The organism is Mycobacterium sp. G7A2 (assembly GCF_041902445.1).
GTDB lineage: Bacteria > Actinomycetota > Actinomycetes > Mycobacteriales > Mycobacteriaceae > Mycobacterium.
In genome coordinates this window covers 184,830-202,601 of sequence record NZ_CP169251.1, presented here as the reverse complement: position 1 = coordinate 202,601, position 17,772 = coordinate 184,830, and the positions used below count along the sequence as shown (strand labels likewise).

General features: G+C 70.1%; 14 protein-coding genes and 1 pseudogene. 7 read left to right on the top strand and 8 right to left on the bottom strand.

Annotated elements, in window-relative coordinates:
* The first annotated feature begins 17 nt into the window (after positions 1-17).
* Genes ACEWX3_RS00925 through ACEWX3_RS00915 form a run of 3 tightly spaced genes read left to right on the top strand, consistent with a single transcriptional unit; the run spans position 18 to position 4,489 of the window.
* Positions 18-1,328 carry an aspartate aminotransferase family protein gene (locus ACEWX3_RS00925; RefSeq protein ID WP_207066110.1) on the top strand — a complete coding sequence of 437 codons (1,311 nt, stop codon included), beginning with the start codon at positions 18-20 and terminating at the stop codon, positions 1,326-1,328.
* On the top strand, positions 1,328-3,841 hold the full coding sequence (locus ACEWX3_RS00920; RefSeq protein ID WP_374159981.1) for a DEAD/DEAH box helicase: 2,514 nt from the start codon (positions 1,328-1,330) through the stop codon (positions 3,839-3,841). The genes ACEWX3_RS00925 and ACEWX3_RS00920 overlap by 1 nt, the downstream gene beginning before the upstream one ends.
* Before the next feature lie 15 nt (positions 3,842-3,856).
* Positions 3,857-4,489, top strand: a complete 633-nt coding sequence (locus tag ACEWX3_RS00915; RefSeq protein WP_374158470.1) for a histidine phosphatase family protein — start codon at positions 3,857-3,859, stop codon at positions 4,487-4,489.
* Here ACEWX3_RS00915 and ACEWX3_RS00910 read toward each other — a convergent pair.
* From ACEWX3_RS00910 to ACEWX3_RS00900, 3 genes are read right to left on the bottom strand one after another with little or no spacing between them, the layout of a single operon-like run.
* The gene (locus ACEWX3_RS00910; protein ID WP_374158469.1) at positions 4,480-4,911 is read right to left on the bottom strand and encodes an acyl-CoA thioesterase; all 432 of its coding nucleotides are present in this window, start codon (positions 4,909-4,911) and stop codon (positions 4,480-4,482) included. The genes ACEWX3_RS00915 and ACEWX3_RS00910 overlap by 10 nt on opposite strands.
* Complete coding sequence (locus ACEWX3_RS00905; protein WP_374158468.1) at positions 4,911-6,221, bottom strand: hydroxyacid-oxoacid transhydrogenase; 1,311 nt, start codon at positions 6,219-6,221, stop codon at positions 4,911-4,913. The genes ACEWX3_RS00910 and ACEWX3_RS00905 overlap by 1 nt, the downstream gene beginning before the upstream one ends.
* Positions 6,218-7,075: a DMT family transporter gene (locus tag ACEWX3_RS00900; RefSeq protein WP_207066237.1), complete on the bottom strand. Its 858-nt coding sequence runs from the start codon at positions 7,073-7,075 to the stop codon at positions 6,218-6,220. The genes ACEWX3_RS00905 and ACEWX3_RS00900 overlap by 4 nt, the downstream gene beginning before the upstream one ends.
* Positions 7,076-7,284: 209 nt before the next feature.
* Between ACEWX3_RS00900 and ACEWX3_RS00895 the strand changes: the two genes are divergently transcribed.
* The 3 genes from ACEWX3_RS00895 to ACEWX3_RS00885 all read left to right on the top strand — a co-directional run bounded on the left by ACEWX3_RS00895 (position 7,285) and on the right by ACEWX3_RS00885 (position 10,556).
* Complete coding sequence (locus tag ACEWX3_RS00895; RefSeq protein WP_374158467.1) at positions 7,285-8,004, top strand: cutinase family protein; 720 nt, start codon at positions 7,285-7,287, stop codon at positions 8,002-8,004.
* Positions 8,005-8,040: 36 nt separating this feature from the next.
* Positions 8,041-9,186 (top strand): FAD-dependent oxidoreductase, encoded by a 1,146-nt coding sequence (locus ACEWX3_RS00890; protein ID WP_374158466.1) that lies wholly within the window; start codon positions 8,041-8,043, stop codon positions 9,184-9,186.
* Positions 9,187-9,257: 71 nt separating this feature from the next.
* Positions 9,258-10,556, top strand: coding sequence for a dicarboxylate/amino acid:cation symporter (locus ACEWX3_RS00885; RefSeq protein WP_374158465.1), 1,299 nt, complete (start codon positions 9,258-9,260; stop codon positions 10,554-10,556).
* Here ACEWX3_RS00885 and ACEWX3_RS00880 read toward each other — a convergent pair.
* Positions 10,544-11,140 (bottom strand): TetR/AcrR family transcriptional regulator, encoded by a 597-nt coding sequence (locus tag ACEWX3_RS00880; protein ID WP_374158464.1) that lies wholly within the window; start codon positions 11,138-11,140, stop codon positions 10,544-10,546. The genes ACEWX3_RS00885 and ACEWX3_RS00880 overlap by 13 nt on opposite strands.
* 128 nt (positions 11,141-11,268) lie before the next feature.
* Here ACEWX3_RS00880 and ACEWX3_RS00875 point away from each other — a divergent pair, with 128 nt between their 5' ends.
* The gene (locus ACEWX3_RS00875) at positions 11,269-11,517 is read left to right on the top strand and encodes a hypothetical protein (protein ID WP_207066118.1); all 249 of its coding nucleotides are present in this window, start codon (positions 11,269-11,271) and stop codon (positions 11,515-11,517) included.
* Here the strand turns inward: ACEWX3_RS00875 and ACEWX3_RS00870 are convergent.
* From ACEWX3_RS00870 to ACEWX3_RS00855, 4 genes and pseudogenes are all read right to left on the bottom strand, one after another.
* Positions 11,512-12,348: an SDR family oxidoreductase gene (locus ACEWX3_RS00870; RefSeq protein WP_374158463.1), complete on the bottom strand. Its 837-nt coding sequence runs from the start codon at positions 12,346-12,348 to the stop codon at positions 11,512-11,514. The two genes, ACEWX3_RS00875 and ACEWX3_RS00870, sit on opposite strands and share 6 nt — an antisense overlap.
* 56 nt (positions 12,349-12,404) lie before the next feature.
* Positions 12,405-12,677 carry a hypothetical protein gene (locus tag ACEWX3_RS00865; protein ID WP_374158462.1) on the bottom strand — a complete coding sequence of 91 codons (273 nt, stop codon included), beginning with the start codon at positions 12,675-12,677 and terminating at the stop codon, positions 12,405-12,407.
* A 131-nt stretch (positions 12,678-12,808) separates the two neighbouring features.
* A pseudogene (locus ACEWX3_RS00860) lies at positions 12,809-17,221 on the bottom strand (HAD-IC family P-type ATPase); the annotation flags it as partial.
* Entirely contained in the window at positions 17,218-17,649 is a 432-nt protein-coding gene (locus ACEWX3_RS00855) for a hypothetical protein (RefSeq protein WP_207066122.1), read from the bottom strand. The gene ACEWX3_RS00855 and the pseudogene ACEWX3_RS00860, both read right to left, overlap by 4 nt.
* Positions 17,650-17,772: the final 123 nt, after the last annotated feature.

The window sequence follows — 17,772 nt, the reverse complement described above, 5'->3', positions numbered from 1 at the left end:
CCGATAGCGTCACCGGTATGTCGCTGCGTGCTTTTCCTCCCGCCGCCGAACGACACCTGATCCGCTACAGCGGACGCGGCGCGTTCAGCCCGGTCGTCATCGAGCGCGCGGCGGGCACGTGCCTGTACACCGAGGACGGCAGAGAATTGCTAGACTTCACCTCGGGCCAGATGAGCGCCATCCTCGGCCATTCCCATCCGGAGATCACGGCCACCGTGGCCCGGCAGGTGGCCCGGCTCGATCACCTCTACAGCGGCTTTCTGAGCCGCCCGGTCGTCGATCTCGCCGAGAGGCTCACCGCCACGCTGCCCGCCGAACTGGACAAGGTGCTGGTGCTGACCACCGGTGCCGAGGCCAACGAGGCGGCGCTGCGGATGGCCAAGCTGGTGACCGGCAAACACGAGATCGTGTCGTTCGCCAGGTCCTGGCACGGCATGACTCAGGCCGCCGCCAACGCCACCTACAGCGCCGGGCGACGCGGTTATGGCCCGGCAGCACCCGGGAACTTCGCGTTGCCGGTGCCGCAGCGCTTCCGACCCGACATCGTCGACGCCCACGGAGACCTCGACTGGCGCCGCCAGCTCGACCTGGGTTTCGACCTCATCGACGCCCAGTCGGTGGGCAGCCTTGCCGCGTGCATCGTCGAACCGATCCTCAGCTCCGGCGGCATCATCGATCTGCCGCCGGGTTATCTGCCCGCGCTCGCCGAGAAGTGCCGGGAACGCGACATGCTGCTGATCCTCGACGAGGCCCAGACCGGGCTGTGCCGCACCGGGGACTGGTATGCCTTCGAACACGACGGCGTGGTGCCCGACATCCTGACGCTGTCGAAGACTCTGGGCGCGGGCATGCCCGTGGCGGCGGTCATCACCTCCGCCGAGATCGAGGCGGCCGCCCACGAACGGGAATTTCTGTTCTTCACCACGCATGTCAACGATCCGCTGCCGGCCGCGGTCGGCGTGACGGTGCTCGACGTCCTGCGCCGCGACGGCCTGGACCAGCGAGCCGGCGAGCTCGGCGCACGCTTGCGGCGAGGGCTCGAGGGGCTCGCCGGCCGCCACGATGCGGTGGCCGACGTGCGCGGGCGGGGTCTGCTGCTGGGGATGGAGCTGGCCGACGATCCGGCGTCCGGTGGCGCAGATCGGCTCGGCGCGGCGGTCACCGCACGGTGCATGGAGCTGGGACTGCACATGAACATCGTGCAGCTGCCCGGCATGGGCGGGATCTTCCGGATCGCTCCCCCGCTGACGGCCAGCGACACCGAGATCGACCGTGGGCTGGCCATTCTGGACGAGGCATTGACCACTGTCGGTGAGCAGGTGGCCTGATCAGCAGCCCCCTGCCCCCGGCCCCCGCCGGCGCCGATCCCGACGAGCTGTTCGAGTCGTTCTCGCTGTGGGCGCAGAGCAACGGCACAACCCTGTACCCGGCGCAGGAAGAAGCGCTGATCGAACTCGTCAGCGGGGCCAACGTCATCCTGGCCACGCCCACGGGGTCGGGGAAGTCGTTGGTGGCCACCGGCGCCCAGTACGCCGCGCTCGCAGCCGGGCGCCGCAGCTTCTACACCGCGCCCATCAAGGCCCTGGTGAGCGAGAAGTTCTTCGCATTGTGCGCGGTGTTCGGCGCCGACAAGGTCGGCATGCTCACCGGTGACGCGGCGGTCAACGCGGACGCGCCGATCATCGCGTGCACGGCCGAGGTCCTGGCCAACATCGCCCTGCGCGAGGGCGCGGACGCCCCGATCGGCCTGGTGGTCATGGACGAGTTCCATTTCTACGGCGACCCCGACCGCGGATGGGCGTGGCAGGTTCCGCTGCTGGAACTGCCGCGCGCGCAGTTCCTGTTGATGTCGGCCACGCTCGGTGACGTCACGTTCCTGCGCGAGGATCTCAGTCGCCGGACGGGCCGCCAGACGGCGTGGGTCGCGAACGCGCAACGTCCTGTGCCGCTGTTCTATTCGTATGCCACCACCCCGATGCACGAGACCATCGAAGAGCTCGTGGAGACTAAGCAGACTCCGATCTACGTCGTGCACTTCACCCAGGCCTCGGCGCTGGAACGCGCGCAGGCGCTGATGAGCATCAACGTGTGCACCAAGGAAGAGAAGGCGGCGATCGCCGAGCACATCGGCGCGTTCCGCTTCTCGACGGCGTTCGGGACGACGCTCTCGCGCCTCGTGCGCCACGGCATCGGGGTTCACCACGCCGGCATGCTGCCCAAGTACCGCCGGTTGGTCGAGCAACTGGCGCAGGCCGGCCTGCTCAAGGTGATCTGCGGCACCGACACTCTCGGGGTCGGCATCAACGTCCCGATCCGCACCGTGGTGTTCTCGGCGCTGTCCAAGTACGACGGCACCCGGACCCGGCTGCTCAACGCCCGCGAGTTCCACCAGATCGCCGGCCGGGCAGGTCGCGCCGGTTTCGACACCGCGGGCACCGTCGTCGTGCAGGCCCCTGAACACGAGGTGGCCAACCTCAAACAGTTCGCCAAGGTCGCCGACGACCCGAAGAAGCGGCGGAAGTTGGTGCGCCGCAAAGCGCCCGAGGGCATGGTGCCGTGGGGTGAGGCCACGCTGAACCGGTTGGTCGACGCCGCTCCGGAAGCGTTGACCAGCAACATGCGCGTATCGACGGCGATGATCCTCGACGTCGTGGATCGACCCGGTGACCCCTTCGAGGCGATGCGGCGGCTGCTCACCGACAACCACGAACCCCGCAAGCGCCAGCTGAAGCTGATCCGCGAGGCCGTCGGAATCGCCCGCTCGCTGTTGCAGGCCGGGGTCGTCGAGCGACTCGACGCACCCGAACCCGACGGCCGGCGCTACCGGCTGACCGTCGACCTGCCGCGTGACTTCGCGCTCAACCAGCCGCTGTCGACGTTCGCGCTGGCGGCGATCGACCTGCTCGACACCGAATCCGACAGTTACGCACTGGATGTGGTGTCGGTCATCGAGGCGACGCTGGAGGATCCGCGCCAGGTGCTCGCCGCCCAGCTGAACAAGGCGCGCGGCGAGGCGGTGGCCGCGATGAAGGCCGACGGGATCGAGTACGACGAGCGCATCGAACTGCTCGACGACATCACCTATCCCAAGCCGCTCGAGGACCTGCTCGACCACGCCTACGAGGTGTACGTGCAGAGCAATCCCTGGGCTGCCGACGGTCGGCTCTCCCCGAAGTCGGTGGTGCGGGAGATGTGGGAGCGGGCGATGACGTTTCGTGAGTTCGTCAGCGTGTACGGGTTGACCCGGTCCGAGGGGGCGGTGCTGCGCTACCTGTCGGATGCCTTCAAGGCGCTGCGCTCGGGGGTTCCCGCCGCGGCGCGCACCGACGAGCTCACCGACATCGTCGAATGGCTCGGCGAGCTGGTGCGCCAGGTGGATTCGAGTCTGCTCGACGAGTGGGAGCAGCTCACCAGCCCCGATCAACCCGCCGGCGTCACCCCGGAGGTTCGCGCCGCGCCGCCACGCCCGCTCACCGCCAACGAACGCGCGTTCACCGCGATGGTGCGCAACGCGCTGTTCCGCCGCGTGCAGCTGTTCGCCCGGGAACGCTGGGACGAGTTGGGCGAGCTGGATTCCGCGGCCGGCTGGACGGCACTGCGGTGGGCGGAGGCGGGTGAGGCGTACTTCACCGAGCACGAGTCGGTGGGCACCGGCGCCGACGCGCGCGGGCCCGCCCTGCTGGTCTTCGACCGCCGCCCAGACATCTGGCGGGTGCGGCAGATTCTCGACGACCCCGCCGGTGATCACGACTGGGGCTTCGATGCCGAGGTCGACCTCGGTGCCTCCGACGAATCCGGTTCGCTCGTTCTGCGGCTGGTGGACGCCGGCCGCATGGACTGACAGTCAGGTTCCGCCGTGCCGAAGACGATCTATGTCGTGACCCACCCCGAGGCCACCCATCACGTCGAGCGACTGGTCGGCGGATGGCATGACTCCGTGTTGACCGCCAACGGTCGGCGTGACGCGCAAGTCATCGCCCGAGTGCTGCGGGCCCGGATTCCGAGCGATGTCGAAGCGGAACTGTTCTCGTCGGACTCGCTGCGTGCCCGCACCACCGCGGAGGCCATCGGCGAGTCACTGGGAGCACATGTCATCGCGGACCCCCGACTTCGGGAGAAGTCGTACGGAATCGCCGATGGCCGTCCGCAAGGTTGGTTGGACACGCGCTTCGTTCCTCCGCCACGATCGGGCGAGCGTCTCTTGCACGATGAGGGCATACCCGGCGCTGAGACGAAGGCCGACTTTGCCGCCAGAGTGTTCGCCGCGATGGCAGAGATCACGGCCAGCGACGCGACTCACCAGGTGATCGTGACCCACGGCTTCACTCTCACCTTCATCATCGCGGCGTGGATCGAGATGCCCCTTTCTGCAGTCGGTTCTGTGAACTTCCGGGCCGACCCGGGCAGTGTCAGCACCCTCCACGAGGACGACTACTTCCACAATCGGCAAGTGTCGGCGCTTGCGGAAAGACTGGCGTTCTACGACTGAATCAATGTCTCCAGGGCCGTCCGGATCGGCTCCGGGATCGGCACCGCACGGCGGCTCTGGCGGTCGACGAAGACGTGCACGAACTGGCCGTGGGCCACGGCTTCGGTGTCGGTGTCGGTGAAGATCGCGACCCCGTAGGTCACCGACCGGTTGCCGAGTTTGTCGACGCGCAGCCCGGCTCGTAACCGGTCCGGGTAGGCCACCGGGGCTCGGTAGGAGCACTGTGACTCGACCACCAGCGCGATCACCGGCGAGTGGTGGATGTCCAGGCCGCCCTCGGTGATCAGGAAGTGGTTGGCCACGGTGTCGAAGTAGCTGTAGTACGTCACGTTGTTGACGTGGCCGTAGACATCGTTGTCCATCCACCGGGTGGTGATGGGCAGGAAGTAGCGGTAGTTCCCGGCCACGGGATCGGCGGCCATCACCAGTACCGCATCGCATCGCCGAACGTCTCGGCCAGCAGCGCCTCGTCGAAGTCGATCGGTGCGTTGCCCAGCAGGCGCTGCTGCGGCCACGCCCCCTCGGCCAGCGCCTGCGCATCGGCCGCGGTGTACCCGACGCCGGTCAACCCGTTGGGCATGCCGACGCCACGCATGATGCCGATCAGGTGCTCGGCGAGAATGCCCCCCGCGTCGCGACCGGTATCGGCGCCGGCGATGTCGGCGCCCAGGTGGTGCGCGGCCTGCAGGTGCCGGTGCGGGTCGCTGCCGGACGTCACGCGGAATGCCGAGGGAGCGTTGAGGATCACTGCCATGCCGTGTGGGACGAGGGGCTCATCACCCGGATAACCCTGCGGGTGGAACCGCCTGACCCGCCCCGCCACCGCGTAGGCCATCGCGTGTGGCGCGTGCACTCCGGCGTTGCCGAACGCGATGCCCGCCAGCGTCGCGGCCCACATCGTCTGTTCGCGCGCCTCCCGGTCGTCCGCATCGGTGACCGCGCGCTGCAAATATTCGCCCAGCAGGCGCAGCGCCTCTCGGCTGCCCAGATCGCTCCACGGGTTGGCGCCCTGGCTCATCGGGCGCTGGCTGGGTCGCTGCGGCGCCGCGCGCCGGGTGTGGGGGCGTGCGGTGTAGGACTCCAGCGCGTGCGACAGGACATCCAGGCCGCTGCACGCCACCACCTCGGAGGGCAGGGTGTCGGTGCAATCCGGATCGACCAGCGCCTCGGTCGGCCGCAATGCCGGCGCGGCGATGCCGGTCTTGGCGTGCAGGGACAGCAGGTCGAAGATCGCGATCCCGGTGACCTCGCTGCCGGTTCCCGAGGTCGTCGGGCAGGCGATGTGCGGGGCGAGGGGTCCGGGTACCGGGTTTCCGCCGCCGATGGGGGCGTTGACGTAGTCGAGGAAGTCCGCCGGGTGCGTGGCGTACAGATCGGCGGCCTTGGCGGTGTCGATGACCGATCCGCCGCCCACCGAGACGTAGCCATCGGGTTTCGTTTCCGTCGCGAAAGCCACTGCCTGCGCGAAGGATTGGTCGGTGGGTTCGACCCGGGCATCGGTGTAGGTGACGGTGTCGAGGCCCGCCGCACGCAGGGAGCGTTGCACAGTGTCGAACACCTCGAGACCGGAGACCGTCGGATCGGAGAACAGCGCGACCCGCGTCATCCCCAGCGCCCTGGCTCGGTCACCGACCTCACGCAGACACCCCCGGCCGAAGGTGACGCGTGAGGCGTCGACGGTGAACGCGGTGTCGTGGCCGTCGAGTCCGTCGGCGTCGTGGCAGCAACTCATGTCTGCATTCTCCAGTCGGGGTCGCTTCGGCGCGGCCGGATCGGCGGGGACGAGGCGGACGCGTTGACGATCAGCGCGAGCATCACCAGCGCGATGCCGGCGAGTTCGACCGGGGTGGGGTACTGCGCCAGCACCGCGGCACCCACCACCGTCGCGGTGGCGGGCAGCAGCGCCAACAGCAAGGCGAAGCGGGCCCGCCCGATCGTGGCCAGCACGGGCTGGTCCAGCGCGTAGGGGATCACGCTGGACAGCACGCCCACCCCCATGCCGAACACCCAGGTGCGGGCGTCCCCGAAGACGGAGGCGTCGTTGCCCAGCTGCACACCGACCAGCAGGGGCGCCGACAGCACCGCGGCGGCGGCCATCCCGACCGCGAGGGAGTCCAGTCCGGCACCGGCGTCTGCCACCGACTTGCCGACCAGGATGTAGCCCGCCCAGAGCGCGGCGGCGAGCAGCGCGAACAGCAGACCGACGGGGTCGACATCGGTCTGCACCCCGGCCAGCAGGACGACACCGGCCACAACCAGCGCGACGGCCGCGACGTCGCGGGCGCGGCGCGAACCCAGCGTCGCCACCGCGACGGGTCCGACGAACTCCACCGCGACGGCGGTGCCCAGCGGAATGCGCGCGATCGCCTCGTAGAACGCCACGTTCATGCCGACGGTGACGAGGCCGAAAGCCGCGGCGGCGCCGGCGCTGCGCCAGGTCCAGCCACGCCGCCATGGTCGCCGCCATGCCAGCAGCACCAGCGCCGCCGCGGCCGCGCGCAGCCAGGCCACCGTCGCGGGTTCGGTCGTCTCGAACAGGAAGACCCCGACAGCCGCGCCGAGGTATTGCGACACCGCTCCGGCCATGAAGAACATCGGCACCGACCAACCCGGCAGCGGACCCGACACACTGTCGAGTACACCAGCACGCTGCGCCCGTGGATTAGGCGGGCGGCCCGGAAGATCTCCCGCCGGCGCAGCGTTTCGACCGGATGCGGCCGGGTAACTCCGGAGCCGACTGTCGGGGCAGCGACGCCTGTCAGGTTTTCCCATTCGTCGAGTACAGGCAGGTCGAGATGAAGCAATTGGGTCGTTGGTTGGCGGCGGGCGCCGGTGCGGTGGCGGCAGCGGCGGGTACTCCGGTGGCTGCCGCCCCCGCCTACGCCGCACCGTGTCCGGACGTCGAGGTGGTCTTCGCCCGCGGGACGTTCGAGCCGCAGGGCATCGGTGCCACGGGCCAGGCTTTCGTGGATGCACTGCGGGCCAGGCTGCCCGACCGCACCGTGCAGGACTACGCGGTGAACTACCCGGCGTCGCTGGACTTCGCGACGGCAGCCGCCGGCGTCATCGACGCCAGCAACCGGGTGATGACGACGGCGGCGAACTGTCCCGACACAGAGACGGTGGTCGGCGGGTTCTCCCAGGGAGCCGCGGTGGCCGCCTACATCACCGCCGACGCGATCCCGCATGGGTACACCCCACCGCCGGGCATGACGGGCCCGATGCCGGCAGACGTCGCTGACCACGTCGCGGCCGTGGCGTTGTTCGGCAAGCCGTCCAGCGGTTTCCTGCAGATGATCTACACCGGTGCGCCACCGATCACGGTCGGGTCCCGGTACGAATCCAAGACCGTGGATCTGTGTATCCCGGAAGACCCGGTGTGTTCGCCGGGCGGCGGGGACAACGGCGCGCACGGCGCCTACGCCGTCAGGGGACTCACCGACCAGGCCGCCGACTACGTCGTGGCCGAGCTGACGGGCAATCCACAACCGGTCGACCAGGCGACCGGAGGGTAGGGCCGCGACCCCACCGCGGGGTTAGAGTCGAGGGCGATGAAGGCGGTGGTGTGCGGAGCCGGAATCGCCGGGCTGTCGCTGGCCCGTGAGCTCGCGACGCATGGTGACGAGGTCGTGCTGCTGGAACGGTCGCCGCGCCCGCGCGAGCAGGGCTACATGATGGATTTCTTCGGGCCCGGCTACGACGCGGCCGAGCAGATCGGTGTGCTGCCGGCGATTCTCGACGTGTCCTACGACATCGACGAGGCCAGCTTCGTCGACGCGAAGGGCCGGTCCCGCGCCCGGTTGCCGTACGACCGCTTCCGTCGGGCCGTCGGCGGTCGGTTGTGCAGCCTGATGCGCCCGGACCTGGAACAGGTGCTGCGTGAAGCTCTGCCGAGTTCGGTGGAGGTGCGCTTCGGCGCCGAGGTGACCGCATGTGTGGACCGCGGGCCGGACGTGGAGGTGTGCACGGCCGACGGGGCCGCGTTGGCCGCCGATGTCCTCATCGGGGCCGACGGAATCCACTCCGCCGTACGCCGCCTCACCTTCGGCGCGGAGTCGAATGCGCTGCGCTATCTCGGCTTTCACACCGCCGCCTTCGTGTTCGACGATGCGCGCATCCGCGAGGCGTGCGCCGGCCGGTTCGCGTTGACCGACACGATCGGTCGTCAGATGGGCTTCTACGCGTTACGCGACGGACGCGTGGCCGCGTTCGGCGTGCACCGTACGCCGGACCCGGGGCTGCCCGACGACACCCGCACCGCCGTCCGTGAGGCCTACCGCACCCTGCAGTGGGTGGTGCCCGAGGCACTGGCGCAGTGTCCGCCGTCGGAAGAGATCTACTACGACCAGGTCGCCCAGGTGGTGCTGCCGGCGTGGAGCGCAGGCCGGGTCGCGCTGGTCGGTGACGCGTGCCACGCCGTGTCGCTGCTGGCCGGCCAGGGCGCCTCGTTGGCTGTCGCCGGCGCCAGAGCGCTTGCCGCGCAGCTGCATTCCGGCGCTCCGCTGATGCAGGCGCTAGCGGCTTACGAAAGACAGTGGCGGCCCGTCGCCGAAGACAGACAGGCATCGGGACGGGCGACGGCCCGATGGTTCCTGCCGCGCACCCACGCCGAACTGTGGGTGCGGCGGGCAGCACTGCGATTGGCCGGTCTCCCGCTCGTCAACCGCGCCCTGGGCGCCTTCCTCTCCGGTAGCTGAGAAACGCTGGAAACAACCGGGAAACACGGCGGCCACGGGGTGGTATCCGACCGGCGATAGCTTCGATGCGCATGAACGCGCTGAAAAGTCCCGCTCTGCAGATTGCCATCGCTGCCGTCGCGGGGCTGATGTTCGGTCTGGTGGTCGGTGAGTGGGCCGCAAATCTGAAGTTCGTCGGCGACATGTTCATCCGGCTGATCCAGATGTCCATCGTCCCCTTGGTGCTGGCGTCGGTGATCGTGGCGACCGGCTCGATGACGGGCACCGGCACCGGCCGGATCGCGGTACGCACCTTCACGTGGATGCTCGGGTTCTCCTTTGTCGCAGCGGTTCTGGCCTGGCTGTTGAGTGTGCTGATCCAGCCCGGCACCGGCATGGTCTTCACCGGAGAGGTCGACGCATCCCTCGAGGAGTCCGCCGCGGAAACCGGCGGCTGGCAGGACACCCTGCTGAACTTCGTGTCGACGAACATCTTCGAGGCGATGGCCAGTGCGACGATGGTGCCGATCATCGTGTTCGCCTTGCTGTTCGGCGTCGCATTGCGCCTCCAGATCAACAGGACCGGCGACACCTCGGTGTTGTCCTTCGTCGACCAGGTCCAGCAGATCGTGCTCACCATGATCCGGCTGATCATGTACGTCGCCCCGATCGGCGTGTTCTGCCTGCTGGCGCCGCTGGCCGGAGATGTCGGGTTCGCGGTGGTCACCTCGGGCCTGAAGTACCTGGGTGCGACGCTGATCGGCGTCCTGATCCTGTTCGTGCTGTTCGTCGTGACGGTCACGCTGCTCACGCGGCTCAGTCCGTGGAAGCTTCCCGGAAAGCTCGCCGAGCAGACCGCGATCGCGGTGACGACCACCAGTTCGGCGGTGACGTTCCCCACCGTGCTGCGCAACACCGTGGAGAAGGTCGGCGTCAGCCAGAAGGTCGCGAACTTCACGCTGTCGGTCGGTTTGACGATGGGGTCCTACGGCGCGGTGCTCAACTACATGATCGTGGTGATGTTCCTGGCCCAGTCAGGTGGTATCGAGCTGGGTTTCGGACAGATCGCGCTCGGCATGGGGCTGGCGATCATGCTGAACATGGGCACCATCACGGTGCCGGGCGGGTTCCCGGTGGTGGCGACGTTCCTGGCCAGCTCGCTGGACCTGCCGTTCGAGGCGATCGGGCTACTGATCGCCGTCGACTGGTTCGCCGGCATCTTCCGCACCTTCCTCAACGTCAACGGCGACACCTTCGTCGCGATGCTGGTCGCCAACGCCGACGACGAGATCGACCGCGATGTCTACAACGGCACCAAGACCGTGACCGCCGAGAGCGTGGACCTCGACGAGTACGCCGACGTGATGGCTCGCGCGGATCAAGCGGATTGATCAGCCGGGTCGCGACGCCATCGCTGCTGGGGATCGACGAGCTGGGTGGTCGCGGTGAGGATCGCCTCCCGCACCTCGTCGGCGGTCATGTGGTCGAGCCCGGCCGATGCGCGCAGGAAAGGCGCGAACAGGCGCCAACCCAGCTGCAGTGCCACGGCATTCGCCGCGGCGAGGCGCGCGGTGTGCTCGCAGTCGTGCAGCGCTGCGATGCGGTCGAGCAGCAGCGCCACCGCCGGAAACGTCGTCTGGTACTCCACGACCGGGAAGCCTTCCAGCAGCGCGCGCGCCATCACCACGGATTGCAGGGTCAGCGCGTCTTCGATGTCTTCCAGGGGCGCCTGCCGCTCGAGAAGCTCGGCGACGCGCCGCCCGAGATGCTCCAGCGTCGCCCCGACGAGCTGTTCTTTGGTACCGAAGTACCGGAAAACCAGGCCGTGGTTCACCCCGGAACACCACGCCACTTCGCGGATCGACGTCGCCGCGGGCCCCTTCTCGGCATAGAGGTCCGCCGCCGCCGCCAGAACCGCGGCGACCACAGCGGCCCTGCCGACCGGCGCAGGCCGCGCCGACAGCTGTGTAGTCATGCGACTACAGTAGGTCCGCACCGGCGTGTAGTCAAATGACTGCACTTGACCGCATTGGGACTTAAGTCCCTGCCGAACGTGGCCGATGGCCGCAGCGTGGCGAGCCGGACGGAACCTAGCGTCGTCGCGTGAGGGCAGAACTGAAGGCCTACGAGTACGGCTATCGCATCCGGTGGTCGGGCAAGGACCGCGGTTACGTGGCGACTGTCGCGGAATGGCCGGCGATCACGTCGCCCCCTGCCGACACACCCCATGCGGCGTTGCAGTCGGTGATCAAGGCGGTCGTCCGTGAGCTGCGCCGCTGCGACGCCGAGGGCCGAGCCAGGCCGCCGACGTTGGGACGTGACGACCAGCCGCTCACGTCGGACGCGTCATGACGACGCCGCCAGCCGGGCCCGTTCGGTCACCGAGGCGACGACCCCGCCGTCGTTGAGGATGTCGGTGCCGGTCAGGTACCCGGCCTTGTCGCCGGCACAGAACGCCAGCAGTTCGGCCATCTCCTCGGGCTTGCCCCACCGCGGCACCGCGGCGTCGGCGACCATCGCCCCCGCCCCGGCATTCTCCTCGAGCCGGCCCATCTCGGTGTCGGTCGATCCCGGCGAGATCGACAGGACGCGTAAGCCCTTCGCGGTGAACCGCTCGGCCTGCGCACTGCTGTACCACCGGACGAAGGACTTGCTCACTCCGTAGGCGACACCGGAGCGGAACTCCTCGGGCAGCGACTCCCACGCCGGTCGCATCTTCTGCAGGAATGCGGCGGGATCCGACAGCGCCACCGGGAAGTGTTGCGCCGGAATCATGTCCGCCGGCAGCAGATACGCCGCCATCGAGGCGACGTTGACCAGCGCCGCACCCTGAGGAGCGACGGCGTGGAAGCGCTCACCCACGGTGACGGTCCCCACCGCATTGGTGCGCATGACGTAGTCCGCATCGCCCATGCTGGGGCTCACTCCGGCGGTGTGGATCACCGAAACCAGCTCTCCCAGGCCGCCGGCGGTGTCGAAGACCGCGCTCACGGCGTCGGGGTCGGTGACATCGGCGGACACACCGATCGCGGAGATGCCGCGGTCTTTCAGCGCCGCCACCGCCGCGTCGAGCCGCTCAGCCCGGACATCGGCCAGCACCACGGCATGGTCTCGGCCGACGACGGCGGCCGTCGCCGTACCCATGCCCCCGGCACCACCGGTGATCACCGTCACACGTGTCATTCCTAGACTGTATAACGACCTTTGGTGACCAGTGCTCGGGCATCTCAGGCTTCTTCTCAGGCTTCTTCTAGGGCCTCGCCGATCTCCTGCACCACCCGGTTGTGGTCTTCCTGGACGAGGAAGTGGCCCGCACCCAACACCAGTGCGACCGGCCACTCGATGATCTCCACCGCTGCCAGCACGCCCAACGCCCCGTAGAAAGCCAGTTGTTCGGGCCGGGGCAGCGGCACCCGTCCGATCAACGGCAGATCCACCGAGAACGACTGCCCGCGACGGACCTTCTGCACCGCTTCGCGCCGGGACGCCGACTGCTTCGGAATTTCGGCCATTTGTTGCCTTTCGGTCATGTCGGGTTGGGCCTTCAGACGCCTGCCATCCGGACCGTGGAAGGCGTGTCAACACCCGGTGTCCGCGTCACGTCCGACCCCGTGTCCGTCATGTCCCACGTCATCGCGATTCCGTTGCGGGAAGTGTATGCAGTGCTGTGGCGGCTCGGCGTTGTCGACATCGAGGACTGAAACCTGCTGACCACTCGCGGCGCCACCGTCGCCGCGACGGTGGCCACACCCGCTGTGCCCAGTCCCTGCGCCCAGCCAACCGGCCCCAACGGGGTGCACCCCAACAGCTGGCTGACTCCGGGAGTGCTGATCAGTGCGCCGAGCGCCACCAGCGACCCGACGGCGGTGGTCACCACCAGCGGGCTGTGGGAGTCGATCAGCGTCTGACCGAGCTGCGTCGACACCAGCGCCACCAGCGCCACGGTCGACGCCCGGCGCGGCTGCAGCATGAAGCCGGCCATCACCCAGGCCGAGGTGGCCGCCGCGGCAGTGGTCGCACCCCGGATCGCCACCGTGCGCCACAGCGCTGCCTGGTCCGGTCCGCGCCCGGCCTCGCCGTCGGCCACGATCGTCGGGCTGACCGCCAAGGCCGCCGCGGGCAGGGCGTCGGTCATCATGTTGACCAGCAGCAGCTGCCGGGTGTTCAACGGTGAGGAGCCCGTCAACGCCGAGCCCACGATCGAGAACGCCACTTCACCGGCATTGCCACCGAGCAGCACCGCCACGGCCGCCTGCACCCGCCGCCACAGCTGCCTGCCCTCGTCCAGGGCGTCCAGCAGGGCACCGATGCGACCGTCGAGCAGCATCACGTCGGCGGCGGTGCGAGCGGGATCGCTGCCCCGGCTCGCGACGCCGATTCCGACGGTGGCCGACCGGATCGCCGCGGCGTCGTTGGCGCCGTCCCCGACCATCGCGCACACCAGCTCGATGCGCTCGAGGGTCTGCACGACCTGCACTTTGTGTTCGGGCGTCATGCGGGCGAACACGACCTTCTCCCGCACCGCCTTCTCCTGGCCACGTCGGGGCAGCTTCGCCCACTCGGAGCCGCTGATCACGTGCTCGGCGGTGATCTGCAGCCCCATGTCACCGGCGATCGCGGTCGCGGTCACCGGATGGTCGCCGGTGATCAGCCGCACTCCGATCCCCTGGGCCGCGAGTGCCGCGAGCACCGCCGCCGAGTCCTCCCGGGGTGTGTCCGACAGCCCGAGCAGACCGATCACCTCCAGGTCGTCCGCGCACAGCTCGGCGAAGGCACGGTCGTCGCGGATCGCGGCCGAGCGCTGCCGGTCGGTGACCGTGCGGCGCGCCACGGCGATCACCCGCAGCCCGGACGCCGCCATGTCCTGCACGGTGCGTTCGACGTCGGCGTCGGCGTCGACCCGCGCGGCCAGCAGAACCTCCGGTGCGCCCTTGACGACGAGTTCGAAGCCGATCAGCGATGCCGCGAACGGCCGCCCGGACCGGAACGGCAGGTGCGCGTCGGCGGGGCCGGCGTCGAGTCCACGTTTCTGCGCGGCCTCGGCCACCGCCGCGTCGGTGGCGTGCTGATGGTTGCCGCCGTTGCTCGGCTCGGTGGCGCCGGCGGCACAGGCCACCACCTGGTCTTCGGTGATGCCGCCGAACGCGTGGACGCGGGTGGTCTGGAGCCGGTTCTCGCTGAGCGTGCCGGTCTTGTCGAAACAGACCACGTCGACCCGGCCGAGGGCCTCGACCGCTTTCGGGGTGCGAACGAGCGCGCCGGCGGCCGACAGGCGGCGCGCCGACGCCTGTTGAGCCAACGTCGCGACCAACGGCAGGCCCTCCGGCACGGCTGCGACGGCGACCGCCACGCCGCTGGCGATGGCGTCGCGCAGCGGAGTCGCCCGCAACAGGCCGAGACCGCCGACCAGAGCTCCGCCGGCAAGGCTGAACGGCAACGCGCGGTTGGTCAGTTCGCGCAACTGGGTCTGCAGTCCGACCGCGGCACTGTGCCCGGGGGCGACGTCGGCGGCCCGCCGGATCTGGGTCTGCGCGCCGACCGCGGTGACGACACCGACCGCGCTGCCGCTGACCACCGTCGTGGTGCCGTACAGCATGCAGCTGCGCTCGGCGACGATGGCGCCGGGAGTGGCATCGACACGTTTGGGCACCGGCAACGACTCACCGGTCAACGCGGACTCGTCGACCTCCAGGTCGACCGCTTCGACGATGCGGCAGTCGGCGGGAATGACCTCACCCGCCCGCACCTCGACCAGGTCGCCCGGGCGCAGCTCGTCGGCATCCACGCTGTCGGATCCGCCGCCGGTCACCCGGCGCGCCGGCGGGGCCTGGACCGCCAGCATGCGGCGCAGCAGACGCTCGGCGCGCACCTGCTGGGAGGCGGCCAACACGGCGTTGCCGGTCAGCACCGACCCGACCAGGATGGCATCGACCGGCGAGCCCAGCATCGCGCTGGCGGCCGACCCGACCGCGAGGACCGGCGTGAGCGGGTCGGACAGCTCGTCGCGCACGGCCGTGGCGAGTTCGCCCGCCAGCCGCACCGCTGCACCCGCGGTGCTGTCGACGAATCCCGCGGACGCGCGTGCGGTCGAGGCCAACCGCGACGGCGAGGGCGCAGGCCGATCGGCGGGAGGCGGCAGGGCGTCCCGGACCTGCTCGACGGGCATCGCGTGCCACTGCTGGGTCGGCGTCGGCGTGGGCGCCGCGGCGGAGAGCACGCCGCGCGCCGCGAGCAGACCCGTGGCGAGTCCGGCAGCGGCACCTGCGGTGACCGGTCCGGTCCCCTGGCCGCGCACGCCCGGGATCAGGAGCAGACCGCCGAGCAGCGAGGCGCTGGTCGCCAACTCGATGCCGCGCCGGCTGACCCGCCGGGCCGCAGGTACGGCATGCAGGATGCGCCACGTCGCAGTCAGGTCCGGGGTCAGCACGTCGGCTCCCCACGGTGGACGGGTGCCGGCGTCGAGCACGCCGATCGACAGATCGGCACGAGCCAGTGCCGCCGTGGCCGCCGACGACACCACGGCCACCGTGCGGCCTTCGTTCTGCAGCGCGACGACGGCGTCTGCGAGCGCGTCGCCGAGCGTGGTGTCGACCGGGTAGATCTCGTCGAACGACGAGCGCAACTCGTCCAGTTCGTCGCCGTCCACCGTGACGAGGTCGATGTCGGCGTTGCGCACCTCGCCGATGACCGCGGCGGCCAGTGGATGGTGCACGTGGCGGATCAGCACGCGCCCCGCGGACGCGCCGTGCCCGTTGCCCTCGCGTGCGACCGGCGCGGGGTGCCATCCGGCGCCCAGCTTCCCGCGCTGCACCTGCTCCTGCGCCCATTCCCAGACCTCGGTCCGAACCCGCTCGGCGACCTCCTCGAGGTGGCCCACCTGAAGGTCGTCGGTGAGCAGCACCCGCGGATCGACGACCACCGCGTCGACGCGGTCCAGGCGGCGCAGCGCCTCCGGGCGCATGGCGACCACATCGTGTCGGTCGGCCATCCCCCGGCTGAGCGTGGCGACGAAAGCCTCCCGGGCATTGCGGGCCGCCTTCGGTGCGGTCACCACCGCGGCGGTGGCGCCCGCAGCGAGATCGGCGGTCAGCAGCCCGACGGCCGGGGCAGCGACGCCCTGGGCGGTGCCGCTGCGCTGGGCGTGCCGTTCGATCGGCCCAGGCGGCAGCGGACAGGGTCGCGGCGGGGCAGCGGCGCCGTCGCGCTCCCCGGCCTGCGTCGCGGCCGCGTGGTCGAGATCGAGGCTGGGTTCAAGTCGCTGCCACGCATGGGAGCCGGCGGTGAGCTCTCCGACCTGGGCGAGGTGGCGGACGAACTCCACGGCCAGTGAGGCGGGCGCCTGGGTGAGCGTGTAGACGGTCGCCGCGGTCAGGCCGAGAACGGTGTCGGCGGCCGGTTTGCCCAACCTGTTCTCCACCACCGCACGCAGGCGGGGCTGGTAGTCGATGGCGGTCAGCGCAGCGGCCAGGCCCGGGGGCAGCGGGCGCCAGGGCAGCAGCCACCCGGCGGTGGCCACGCACAGCCCCGCGCCGTTGGCCGCCGCCGCCACCACGCGGCCGGTCAGCACGACGCCGTCGCCGGGCAGGTCGCTCGGGCGGCGGTCGGTGTCCGCCGGGGCGTGACGCGCCTCGGCGGCCGCGACGGCCTGGCAGAGTTCGTCCATCGAGGGGCCTCCCTCGTCGACGGACACCACGACCCTGCGCACCGAATGATTGAGGCGCGCGTCGCGGACCCCGTCGAGGTCACGCACCGCGGCCAGCACGGCCTCACCGAGTGGCCGACCGTCCTGGCCGTCGAGGCCGTGCACCTCGATCCAGCAGCGGTCCTCGTTGCGCCAACGGCGGCGCGCCGGTGTGCCGCCGACGAGTTCGCGCACCGCCGCGACCGCGCCGGAACCGGGGCCGGCGGGTGCGACCGCGTCGCCGAGGCCGCGGGCGACGGAGGACGTGACCTTCAGGCTGACATCGAGGCCGGTGGCGGCGCACGCGAGCGTGAACGCCACGGGAGCCGTGGCGAGCCGGGCCGCGCGTCCGATCAGGCGTGCTGCGTTACTCACTTGGCGGAGGCGCTACGCGCCGCCGACTTGCGGGCCGTCGACTTGCGGGGAGTCGACTTGCGGGGCGTCGACTTCTGGGCCGTCGATTTCTGGGGGGTCGATGTCTGGGGGGTGGTCACGGCCCGTGCAGTGCCGGATTCTGCGCCGCCGGACCGTTGGTTGATCTGGTGCAGGACCAGCGCGGTGCCGCCGACGGCGAGCAGCAGCGGCCACTCGACCAGTCCGGCCGCTCCGATGGCGCCGAGAGTCAGCGCCGCCGCCCCCGACGAGTGACTTCCGCTGCTCAGCCCGGAGCGCACCCCGTTGGCCGCGCCCTGGATTCCGCCGACCACACCGTTGATCGCCGCGCCCCCGACCGCGCCGGCCGCGGCGGTGGTGGTGTCTGCTACTCGCGCCACGCCCCTGAAGGCTGATTTCACAGGGTTCATGTGCACTCCTCGATACGCCGCATCAGCTGGGGCAATTCATTGTCCGGTCATTCCCCGATAACCGCCCGTTATACACAGCTTTGGTGAACAAACGATCCGGCGTCGCCCCGAACGGCTTCGGCG